The organism is Microcoleus sp. B3-A4, from assembly GCF_036705385.1.
Lineage (GTDB): Bacteria > Cyanobacteriota > Cyanobacteriia > Cyanobacteriales > Microcoleaceae > Microcoleus.
Genome location: NZ_JAUBUI010000129.1, coordinates 1 through 10,897 on the forward strand (window position 1 = coordinate 1; position 10,897 = coordinate 10,897).

At 47.7% G+C, this 10,897-nt stretch carries 10 protein-coding genes; 4 read left to right on the forward strand and 6 right to left on the reverse strand.

Features of this window, described 5'->3' with window-relative positions; all coding sequences use genetic code 11:
• From QUB33_RS27675 to petP, 3 genes are all read right to left on the reverse strand, one after another.
• On the reverse strand, nt 1-379 hold a 379-nt coding region (locus tag QUB33_RS27675; protein ID WP_333357282.1), incomplete at its 3' end, for a tetratricopeptide repeat protein.
• A gap of 214 nt (nt 380-593) precedes the next feature.
• Nucleotides 594-1,688 carry a Get3/ArsA fold putative tail anchor-mediating ATPase NosAFP gene (locus QUB33_RS27680; protein WP_333357285.1) on the reverse strand — a complete coding sequence of 365 codons (1,095 nt, stop codon included), beginning with the start codon at nt 1,686-1,688 and terminating at the stop codon, nt 594-596.
• Nucleotides 1,689-1,873: 185 nt separating this feature from the next.
• On the reverse strand, nt 1,874-2,074 hold the full coding sequence (gene petP / locus QUB33_RS27685; protein ID WP_333216834.1) for a cytochrome b6f subunit PetP: 201 nt from the start codon (nt 2,072-2,074) through the stop codon (nt 1,874-1,876).
• Nucleotides 2,075-2,127: 53 nt separating this feature from the next.
• Between petP and QUB33_RS27690 the strand changes: the two genes are divergently transcribed.
• From QUB33_RS27690 to QUB33_RS27700, 3 genes are all read left to right on the forward strand, one after another.
• On the forward strand, nt 2,128-2,322 hold the full coding sequence (locus QUB33_RS27690; protein WP_333357288.1) for a hypothetical protein: 195 nt from the start codon (nt 2,128-2,130) through the stop codon (nt 2,320-2,322).
• A 421-nt stretch (nt 2,323-2,743) separates the two neighbouring features.
• Nucleotides 2,744-3,850 (forward strand): FecR domain-containing protein, encoded by a 1,107-nt coding sequence (locus tag QUB33_RS27695; protein ID WP_333357291.1) that lies wholly within the window; start codon nt 2,744-2,746, stop codon nt 3,848-3,850.
• Between the two features lie 237 nt (nt 3,851-4,087).
• Nucleotides 4,088-5,902, forward strand: a complete 1,815-nt coding sequence (locus tag QUB33_RS27700) for an adenylate/guanylate cyclase domain-containing protein (protein ID WP_333357294.1) — start codon at nt 4,088-4,090, stop codon at nt 5,900-5,902.
• A 161-nt stretch (nt 5,903-6,063) separates the two neighbouring features.
• On the opposite strand, the gene glsA is transcribed toward QUB33_RS27700, so the two are convergent.
• Entirely contained in the window at nt 6,064-6,990 is a 927-nt protein-coding gene (gene glsA / locus QUB33_RS27705) for a glutaminase A (protein ID WP_333357297.1), read from the reverse strand.
• 449 nt (nt 6,991-7,439) lie between these two features.
• Here glsA and QUB33_RS27710 point away from each other — a divergent pair, with 449 nt between their 5' ends.
• Nucleotides 7,440-7,781: a hypothetical protein gene (locus QUB33_RS27710; protein WP_333357300.1), complete on the forward strand. Its 342-nt coding sequence runs from the start codon at nt 7,440-7,442 to the stop codon at nt 7,779-7,781.
• On the opposite strand, the gene QUB33_RS27715 is transcribed toward QUB33_RS27710, so the two are convergent.
• Together QUB33_RS27715 and pap are read right to left on the reverse strand one after the other, a co-directional pair.
• Nucleotides 7,778-8,773 carry a YdcF family protein gene (locus QUB33_RS27715; RefSeq protein ID WP_333357303.1) on the reverse strand — a complete coding sequence of 332 codons (996 nt, stop codon included), beginning with the start codon at nt 8,771-8,773 and terminating at the stop codon, nt 7,778-7,780. The genes QUB33_RS27710 and QUB33_RS27715 overlap by 4 nt on opposite strands.
• Before the next feature lie 353 nt (nt 8,774-9,126).
• On the reverse strand, nt 9,127-10,614 hold the full coding sequence (gene pap, locus QUB33_RS27720; protein WP_333357306.1) for a polyphosphate:AMP phosphotransferase: 1,488 nt from the start codon (nt 10,612-10,614) through the stop codon (nt 9,127-9,129).
• Nucleotides 10,615-10,897 lie beyond the last annotated feature (283 nt).

Consider the following 10,897-nt stretch of genomic DNA (forward strand, 5'->3'; position numbering starts at 1 on the left):
CTAAGGCTTTCTCGTAGGCTGCGATCGCCTCACTGTTGCGGCCCAAATCACTTAGGGCAATGCCCAGCGAGTTCCAGGCTATGTGGAATTTGGGGTCAATTTCTAAGGCTTTCTCGTAGGCTGCGATCGCCTCACTGTAGTGGCCCAAATCATATAGGGCATTGCCCAGCCCGTTCCAGGCCATGTGGAATTTGGGGTCAATTTCTAAGGCTTTCTCGTAGGCTGCGATCGCCTCACTGTTGCGGCCCAAATCACTTAGGGCAATGCCCAGCGAGTTCCAGATCGGAGTTGGTTTTGGCGGTGGGGGTGCTCGTTTGCGGAAATGTCGCTGAATTTGCCGCCACAGGTTGATGATTCTTTGCCAAATTTGTCGGAACATTGGCGGGGTTGGTGATGTGTTGTTGGAAATTGTAACATAAGCAACGAAGGACACGGCAATGCCGTCTCCCTACCCTCGATTAATTGTAGGGAAACGGCACTGCCGTGTCCTGACTTTGGCCGCGGAGGATACGGCATTGCCGTCTCCCTACCCCACATAATTTTCCGGAAACTAAGGACTTTAGTCCTTACTAGAAACGATCTTCTTCCTTACCCTAAAAAGAAATAATCAAGTAACCATTCAGGAACTTAGCACCAGTAACAGATTTTCCAGTTAGCGCCGGAGGCAGCAAAATATTGCGCCGCTGATCGCCCGCTTCGATCGTCACTTCCGGCCCGGATTGAATCAATTTAATTTCTTTCTTGTCAAACCCAGGCAAAAACAAACTAACTTGACGCTGTGCAATGTTGATGTTAATGGGTTGAGGAGCTTTTGCCGCCTGAGAAAAATCAGGCAAAGCATCAATTAGCGGCTGCCAATTATTGTCACTGTGCGCCGGAACCGAAACAGCCGTCAAAGGATCAAAATCCGCAGTAATAGCTTCTGTAACCGATGCTTGATTAACAATGACACCGCCCACAGTCAAACCAACTTGTTGAGAACTTCCCCAAAGATAGCGGGCAGTTGCGATCGCGCTTGCATCCCCAGTCGTCACCAAAAAAGCCGCCGTGCGGTTCGGATCTGCCAGCGCTTCCTTACCCTTATCCAAAAGATTATCGACTTGCTTAGTAGATTGAAAAGCATTGTCTCCCGACAAATCCACCGTCAACACCGTACTGACAACCGGTTGAATAAAAGGTGAAAGCGCTTTCCCCAAATCCGAATCTACCAAAGCTTGACGGAACCTGCGGATGTACCAACTCAGAATTTCCGGCATTCCCAGCATCCGCAGCGTATCCATGCCGCCATTGCCGTCATAAACGATCACATCGTATTGTTTGCTGTCCTCGTATTCCCGAAGTTCGTTCAACGCCAGCGCGCTGTCCATTCCCGGCAACACCCCTAATTCTTGACCGTAAATCTGCTTGAAAAACGGAGTGCGGACATATTGAGCTTCTAGTTGTTTAACTTCGTCCCACCTGCGTTCTAGCAGCGGCGCGCTTTGCACCTGAACTGCTTTGAGGTTGGGGGCGATTTCCTGGGGGCTGAGAGTCAGGGGAGTTCCTAGCAGGATGCCCAATGCAGGGCCCGGATCTTGGCCAAGCAGCAGAACTCGCTTGCCTTGAGCCGCGTATTTTTTAGCTGTTGCGATCGCGATCGTACTGCGGCCAGTGCCGCCTTTGCCCAAAAATGTCAAAATCAAAGCCATTTTCTGTTCTCACTCCCAAAGCTTACTCTTTAACATTTAAGCGCAACCTTCAGCCAGAGTGGGGGAGGGGAGAGTGTGGAGGAAGAGGATAGTGGGATAGTGGGAGAGTGGGAGAGGCGAAGAATTGGGAAAATTTTTCCTCTTCCTTCTTCCTTCTTCCTTCTTCCTTCTTCCTTCTACATCTGTTAAACGGGTTCTAGCTCATCTTCAAAGAACCAAGTCGAAAAACCGTCAAACTTGACAACCACGCCTACTCCGCTACCGTCAACCATTCTGAATCCGTCAACAGTGCCTACTGGATTCGCCTTTATCTTGCCCACTATATTTGCAGGTATCCGATCTCTGAGACGGCGCACCTTCACTCTCTGACCTACTTCTATTGCCACTGAAATTGTTCTCCTGCTCTATATAACCTATATACAACCGTCCATTTTACAGTTTGGCGTCTACTTCGGAACAGCAACACCAGCAGGCGATCGCTCGCGATGATTTTCCATCGAAATTTCCACCAACTTTCCCTAAAAAACGCTATTCTAGTCAGAGTTGGTCGATCGTGTACCCTCATTCCCTTGGGTTTGCCTCATCAGGTTCCACAGCGGCAAGCTCCACTCCCAGAGCCTGGGGCACCACTTAGATAATTATTTTTTATCGCTTCGGAAAAATAATCTTTTTATTAATTGCCACAACTACAGGATTTCTCCCCAGTTAGTCATCCTTCCGGCAGAAGCCAAAAGGCATTCAGAAGTTGTAATTAATTTTATGTTTGCTATATATAACTCGGCGCTCTCTAAGGTTGAGATCGGCGAAATTACTGCTGCAAAGCACTTTGAGTCTGATGGGCAAAATTTTCCGAAGGTCATATTTTAGTAAAGTGCCATGTTGTAACAGTTTACTAAAATATGACAATAAAAAGAAGATTTAATGCTAAAATTTAAGGTTGAGAAAATGGATTTTTGCTGCGGTCTTACGGCATAAAAAGTGGAACGATTGCCGGATTTAGGGAGTCTAATAGAGGAAATGAAGTCAAGGAACTTCAACATCACAAAATTGAAATAATGAATAAAATTTTTACGTGCTGGCGATCGACCAAAATTCCGCTCCTAAGTTTGTCGTTAGCTGTGTTCGCCTGTCTGCCGCTTGGTCGTGGGACGATCGCCAGTCCGCTCTCTCCATCCCCCAAACAGCCGTCGAACGCTAGTAAAATTGTCTCGGTCGATCGATCGCCAACATTGCCAACAGGCTCAAAATCTCCCAAAAATCCGGCAACAGTGGCGGCGAATTCATCCCCAGCAGAGACAATAAAGGCTCAGGGAACAGCGGTCGGGCGATCGCTCGAAATAGAAGAAATTCGCGGTACAGTCAGCTTTAAAGGGCGGCCAGCGGTCGTGGGCGATCGGCTCCTCGCTCCCGGAGACGAAATCATCACCGGCCCCAATTCCACAGCCCGTTTAGGCATCGACAACAACATCGGCGTCGTGGAAGTTTCCGAAAAAACCACAGTCAGAATATCCAGTTTGTCAAACAGTGTAGGTGGCGAAAAAGACACAGCCATTTTTGTCAGCAGGGGGCGAGTCAGGTTGTCCGTGGGCAAAACTGCTGCGACAACTCCTGCTGCCAACACCTCAACAATTATCCCGCCAAACCAAATAGTCGCCCTCAATACCTTCAGCGGACTTGGCAAATCCAGTCAAATTGCCCAACAAAAAAGGTCTGCCAAAAGGGCCCCAGTCAGGGTTGAAACCCCTGAAGGCGTTGCCGGAGTCCGCGGCACCTCCTTTGGCGTCAGCGTCGGCGGCGGCAAAACCGCAGTCGAAACTATTGAAGGTGAAGTCGTAGTATCCGGCAACACCGACTCAGAAGTAATTGTCAACAGCGGCAACTCCACGACAATTTTCCCTCAAACCTCGCCCGTGGCGCCCTCAGCGAGCCCTCGCCTAGCTCAACTCAAAGTCCGCAGTTTGTTGAGACTCAGCGGCAATATCTATCGCCTCAGCGGTCAAATTAACCCGATCGACACAGTTTATGTCAACAACGAAGAGATTAAGATCGATCAAAAGGGCAACTTCAAAATCCAAGGAATTTTACCTCCAAGTCGCCGCCTCAAAATCGTAGTGCGAGGCCCGTCAGTCACAGAAAGGCATTACAGCTTCGCAGTTCGCTAAACAACCTATCGTCGCGAGTAATGTAGGCGGGCAGTCTCTGAGAAAGTGAATTAGATCCTAAGTCCTATCTGGGTTGATTATTTTGTGTAAGTGCGAAGCATTTCGCGGTGACTCTCGGTAGTCAAAATAAAGAAATTTTGCGCCAACCCTTCGCCCTTACGGTATTGTAAAACTTCATGACTCCCACTCCTCTCGAAGTTCGGACTCGAATGTCAATTATTGCGGCAAATTAATTGCATGAAGTTCAAAGAATGGATTGATTATCTCAAACACAATCAACTGATCGGCCTCCGGCAATATATAATTACAAATCCTCCCTGGATGACAGGCGCCCTAGCAGGTATAATGTCTGTAGCCATGCTGCAAGTGGGAATATGGAAACCCCTTGAATATTTGGGATACAAAACGCTATTTCAAATTCGAGAATCGGGTATATTACCAAATCCCGGATGGGATGAGAGAATTGCGGTAATTGCGATCGAACCGCATTCCTTGCAGGAATACGGCCAATTTCCTTGGCCCCGCAACCGCTATGCCGAACTGCTAGAAGCACTGAAAAAATCTCCCCCTACAGCAGTTGGTTTTGACATTCTTTTCCTCGATCCGAGTCCGAAAGATAATATTTTAGCCGCTGCAATCGCCACCAACGGCAAAGTTGTACTCGCTGGAACCACCAAAGAAGAACCCGTAGCATCTTTAAAAGCAGCAGCCGCAGGTGTCGGCCACATCGGCCAGGAACCCGATAGCGACGGTATTACCCGCGACTCAAAAATCTTTCTCAACGGGATTCCTAATTTCGGTTTAGCAATGACTCACAGGTACAATGCTGCTAATCCCCAAGATCCAGTATTGCTCCCAAAGTCAAAAAATAAACAGGAAAAAAAAGTCTGGATTAACTGGCCAGGAAAAACAGAAAATCTACCTACCTATGCTTTTGTTGATGTCGTAGAAGGTAAAATTCCCGCAGAGGCTCTGACCAATAAGTTAGTTTTAGTGGGCATAGTTGCTACCGGTTTAGACCCGATATCTTCACCTCTCAACAAGACTACGGCTGGGGTTTTTTTATATGCAGCGTTGATTGACAATTTGCTCAATCAACGCTTGTTGCAGCGGCTGCCGGTACTCCTAGAAATTTTGTTATTGTTGGGGATTGGCCCTCTTACCGCTTTGGTTCTGGGCAAGCGGGGTGTTAAAGAGAGAATTGCGATCGCTCTCGGTTTGCCTATAATTTGGATTGCGGCTGCTGCTTTGTTATTTGGCTTCTTTTTTTGGTGGGTTCCGATTGCTGCACCTATTGGCACCCTCATTTTATCTAGCACTGCTTTGCAACTGCGGGAACAATACGAAAAGCAGCAGTTGATGAGGTTATTTGAAAAGCACGTCGCTCCGGAGACTGCTCAGCTTATTTGGGAACGCAAAGCTGAGATATTTGAACAGGGAGAACTCGAACCTCAAGAACTTACAGCAACGGTGCTGTTTATGGATATTCGTAGTTTTACTTCGATTTCAGAAAAAATGCGACCGCGAGATTTACTTACATGGCTGAACAATTATTTGGAAGCGATGACCAACTGTATTATGGATCACGGCGGCGTTGTAGATAAATACATCGGTGATGCAATTATGGCAGTTTTTGGGGTGCCTTTTTGCCATACCGAATATCGACAAATCCAACAAGATGCTTTGAATGCAGTTGCGGCTTGCATTGCGATGCACGAACGGCTGCACCAACTTAACCAGCAGCTTAGAATTGAACGCAAACCTTTAATTAAGTTTGGCATCGGTTTGCATACCGGACAGTTAGTTGCTGGTAGCGTGGGCGGTTCCCGGCGTTTAAATTATTCTGTGATCGGCGATGCTGTCAACGTTGCTGCTAGATTGGAGGCGATGAATAAGGAAATTGTTTCTGACAGTCCTTTTAATTTGTTGGTGACGGGGAGGACTTTTGCTTACGTGCGCGATCGCTACGAAGGTCAAAAAGTAGGGTCGATTCAATTGCGCGGTAAAAAAGAAGAGACTGTGGTTTATGCTATTTTGGGTGAAAAGCATTAGTCATGGGCATTGGGCATTGGGCATTGGTTCAGGACTTAGGTATCAAAACCCAAGAAACCGGGTTTTTGGCAGTTTATGCCAGGATTCACGAAATATTCTCGCAAAAAACCCCGGTGGTTGAGCGAAGTCGAAACCCTGACCACCCGTGCGTAATTCCTAATCTAATCAAACACGCTCAGCCGCAGAGTTTTAGCTATTTGTTCTAACAGAAATAAGCCACCGACAGAGTTTCCCTCTTTATCTAGGGGCGGACTGTAAAAGCCGATCGCACCTTGACCCGGAATTACCGACAGCAAAGCCCCGCTAACTCCCGACTTAGCCGGCAGTCCCACCCGCAGCGCAAAGCGGGCGGATGCTTCATACAAACCGCAAGTTGCCATCAGTGCTTTGACAGTACGGCAGTTTTCCCCGATTTGTCGATCGCCACTATTTACCAAAACCATCCCCAGCTTAGCTAAATCCTCCACAGTTCCCGACAAACAGCAGAGGCGATTGTAGGTTTCTAAAGCAATTTTCGCGTTGTCAAGATAACCAGATTCTACCATTTTCAAGGCGATATTCCAATTATTTTGATTCGGATTTGTCTTCACTGAATCGAGCATTAACTCATCAACAAATAACTGACTGTTTGCCTTTTGATTCAGCCAAGTTCGCAAGTTTTGACAGCGCGCCACAGCATTTTGACCGGGAATCAAAGACGCTAGGGCGATCGCCCCGCTATTAATCATCGGATTTCTCGGCTTCCCTTGGTCTATTTCGAGTTGAGTTAGGGAATTGAAAGGCAGTTCCGAAGGATCGCAGCCCACGCAGTCAAAAACCGTTTTTTCGCCCAATTCGCACAGCAAATAAAGCAGCACAAAGGGCTTGACTACACTCATCAGCGGGAATGTTTGAGCAATGCTACCCCAGCTCAAAAATTGACCGTCAATTGCCCGAATTTGCACAGCAAACCCTTGTCGATCGGCTTGCGCTAGGAGAGGTATGTACGCAGGGATTTGACCGGATTTACTGCGATCAATTGCCTCTTTTGCCCAAGCTGCCAGTTGTTCCGGTTGCAAGGAAGATAGTTGGCTGGTGGAGATTTTCACTCTCGATTATTTCGATCATTTTAAATTTTAGATTGGCATTCCTGGCGCAATAGTGAGCCAGAAACCCCGTTTATTAACCGAATTGCGTCACTTGGGCCCGCTGCGGGAAGAAACTGGGTTTCTTCGGGGAGATAAACCAAGCTCGAACTTCAGGCTATTGACGTTTCGGCCTGCCGGGAGCAAATAAATTTTTCATAAAAAACCTGTACTTTGCATAAAAATCTCCCCTTCACCCCGATAGATAAGTAGCAGCTTCAAGGCAACGCTGCTAGCCAAAACAAACAAGCACGAGCTTGAAAAGCCTTCAGATTCTTAGGTTTAAGCCCCAGCAAGGGGCGGGGTGCATATTTAACTTAATTCTTTCAGAGTTCGTGCAATCCTGTCCGGAAAACCCCCGAACCTTTAAGAATGTACTATCCAACCGAATCTACCAAAACCAGGATAAAAAAATGGCAGAAGCTAAAGCAGAAGCACCAAAACCCGCTCCCATGATTTTTAAGGGTGTGTGCAACGACGGAGTTCTCAAAGGCAAAGAAATTGAAGGCAAACTAGACATCAAAGTCAACGTTGAATCTGTCAAAACCCCTGAAGCAAAGCCCAAAAAATCCGAGTGGGAGCCAGTTATCTTTTGGGTATTGTTTGCAGTCATGGCAAACTTGATTGTCGGCGACCCCGCCGGAATGAGAAAAAAATACAGCTCCCCACAAAGGTCTCATTCTCATCAGATGTTAAACCAATCTGGGGAGCAGTCGCTGTTGCCTAAGAAAAACACCAGCAACTTGCCAATTTAGGCTCTGGGAGCCTGCCAGCCGCGCAAATAGTAATAGAAAGACCCGAAATATTCATCGAATACTCGCGTCGTAGTTACCAAAGCTTCTGCACTAGGCAAAAAATCTCCCGCGTCTAAGCGGAGTCTACTGGATCTCCCTCCTGAGGTGGGTTGAAAAGTGTAGAAGTCGGTAGCCCTAGGAATCACCTGGATTCCCATATTTGCAAAAGCGAGGCTAGCACGCCGCATCTGAATCGCAGATGTTACCAGGATGACTTTGCGCGGGGCGCCACGGCTGTCGAGTATCTTTCTCACCTCTTCAGCGCTGGTGCGTATGTTGCTGCCGTTATCGTCGAGAACGATACTGCTGCGCGGCACGCCCATGTTGTTTGCCAGCAAAGTCTCGATATCCTTAGCTTCGCCAACATAACCCTCCAACTCTGGTCTGGGGCCAGCGGTAACGATGACCATCGGTGCGAGTTGTTTTCTGTACAAAACGGCAGCATAGGGCAGGCGATTGCCTGTATCTGTTAGTTGAATCGCTACTCGGTTGGGGATATGAGGCTGAGTGGTTCCCTTGCCCAGTAGGACGATCGCCGCTGCGGTTTCATCGCAGCAAACTGTGCGGACGGCTGCGGCGGCGTCCCGTTCTGCTTGCTCAGCGAACCAGTAAGCGACAACTGGCATACTCGAAAGGATCAAAACTAGCAGCGCGGCCAGGATCATTCTCGGCGCCGGGTTGCGAATACCCCCACTCGTAATCATCGCCGATGCAATTACCAGCAGCGAGATTGAAAAACCCAGTGGCTTAAAGAAGAAGGCCACGAGGCCGAAAATCGCTGCTCCGACCGGGGTGTCTGGTGCAAAAAAAGCCAGGATCAAAAGGCTGATCAGCAGCAAAACGCGCAGCCGATCTATTAATGGATTGTCTTTGCCTCCTGATTGATCCCACCACGATTTGATCAGTGAGAACAGGAGGAATAGAAATAGAATGCGAGCTAACAGTTCTGGCATCTTGCAATATTCTGTGTCTTCATAAATTAGTACGGAAGTGTGGAAACGAGCGCGACTTTAGCTGCGGGAGGAAATACTGGTATCGGTAGGTTTTTAACTTTCGCCAATCACGCAGTCCGATCGCACTTATCCTGATGCTCGATTCCGGTCAGCTATCAACTATTGGTTGCAGGGTGCAAGCCCGCTACTTCCAGTCACAGATTGCTGACAGTTAATTGGTAATTGATAACTGGTAATAGTTTATTGGTAATTGGTAATGGATCGAGCACAGGCAGGTAGAATTGACTATTGAAGCCTGCTTTCTTCTGTCTAGTTTTTTCCCCATTACCTGTTACCGATTCACCAATCCCAATTTATCGGCGCTTCAGTTGATTCCGAATTGCCTGCGTTACCGTTTGAATTACTTTAACACGAGCATAATACTTGTTATTGGCCGCAATTAGCGTCCAGGGAGCTAGCGGCGTGCTGGTGCGCTGAATCATTTGATTCACCGCTACTTCATAATAATTCCACTTTTCCCGATTCCGCCAATCTTCCTCGGTGAGTTTGTATTGTTTAAATGGATTGTTTTGCCGCTCTGTAAACCGCTTTAGCTGTTCGTCAGGACTGATGTGCAGCCAGAATTTAACTAAGACACAACCGAAACTGGTGAGTTGCTCCTCAAATTCGTTGATTTCCTGATAAGCTCGGCGCCATTCGGGTTCGCCGGCAAATCCTTCGACTCGCTCGACCAGCACTCTACCATACCAACTACGATCGCAAATGCTGATTTTACCAGCCGTTGGCAGCCGCCGCCAGAACCGCCACAGGTAGTGGTGCGCTTTTTCTTCGTCTGTGGGCGCCCCAAAGGCATTAACGATGTAACTGCGGGGGTCTAATATGTCCGTCAAGCGCTTGATTGCTCCTCCTTTACCTGCGGCGTCCCAACCTTCAAACAGCACTAACACGGGGATTTCCTGTTCGTAGATGCTTTGTTGCAGTTTGCCAAAACGGGTTTGTTCCTCGCGAAGTTGCTGTTTGTATTCCTCGGGCGACAGCGATTGAGTTAAATCTACTTGGGCCAGCAAGTCGGGTTCGGTAGGTTGCAAGCTTTCTTGAGGTGGCAATTTCACGGGTGCAGATTGCGTCGGCAGTCTGTCCAATGCTTCTGTAATTGTCGCTGCCATTTGGGTTAAAACTTTGACTCTCGCCCACCGTTGACAATCGCCTTCTACTAGCGTCCAAGGTGCGGGGCCCGTGCCGGTTTGGGCTACCATTTCTTCGGCAAAAGTTGTGTATTCTTCGTATTTTTTGGCTTGTTTCCAATCTTCGGGCCGCACTCGCCAAGCTTGTAAGGTGTCGTCTTCTAGTTTTTTGAGCCGGTGCTTGAGTTCTTTTTTGCTCAGGTGAATCCAAAATTTGGCAATTGCGGCGCCGTCATCTACCATCTGCCGCTCGAAGGCGTTGATTTGCCTGATGGCTGTCGGTACTTCTGCCTCGGAGACTCGATCGAACAATCGGTCTTCTAAAATGTGAGTGTACCAACTGTGATAAAAAAAGCCTATTTTGCCGCGGGCGGGGAGTTTCTGCCAAAACCGCCATAGGAAAGGATAGCCCATTTCTGCATCTGACGGCGGCCAAATCGGATGGACGGCAAACCCCCGCGGGTCCATGTACCCCACCATTTGTTTGACTAGCGCGCCTTTGCCGGCGGCGGCCCAACCTTCGAGGACGATAATTGCGGGCAATTTTTTTTCCCTGCAGGCCAGTTGGAGCGATCGCAACTGTTTCATTAAAACTTCTATCTTGGCCTCGTAGGTTTCTTTATCGAGGGACATATCTAAATCGAGGTTGTCGAGCATATTTACCTCATATAAATCTGAGAAAACTGTTTAACGTTAGTTTAACGTTTGGATAAAATTAAATCCTCAATTCCGGGAAAAATGTTATAAAAATTACAGTTACCGCTGGTTAAAAGGACGATCGCTCCTGCAATCAAATGCCACCATCGTTAATACTAGCAAGAATCCCTCGATTTCAAACTTGCAAAAAAAAACAGCTCAGGTTATATAGCAATCCTAAATCATTATCAATACTATGATACAATTATATGCAATACTTGATTGTGACAATAAAAAATGGATA

Excerpts from the sequence above, each read along its gene's own strand:
- QUB33_RS27680 (WP_333357285.1), bottom strand. The coding sequence starts at position 1,688 with ATGGCTTTGATTTTGACATTTTTGGGCAAAGGCGGCACTGGCCGCAGT.
- QUB33_RS27695 (WP_333357291.1), top strand. The coding sequence starts at position 2,744 with ATGAATAAAATTTTTACGTGCTGGCGATCGACCAAAATTCCGCTCCTA.
- QUB33_RS27700 (WP_333357294.1), top strand. The coding sequence starts at position 4,088 with ATGAAGTTCAAAGAATGGATTGATTATCTCAAACACAATCAACTGATC.
- QUB33_RS27710 (WP_333357300.1), top strand. The coding sequence starts at position 7,440 with ATGGCAGAAGCTAAAGCAGAAGCACCAAAACCCGCTCCCATGATTTTT.
- QUB33_RS27715 (WP_333357303.1), bottom strand. The coding sequence starts at position 8,773 with ATGCCAGAACTGTTAGCTCGCATTCTATTTCTATTCCTCCTGTTCTCA.
- pap (WP_333357306.1), bottom strand. The coding sequence starts at position 10,614 with ATGCTCGACAACCTCGATTTAGATATGTCCCTCGATAAAGAAACCTAC.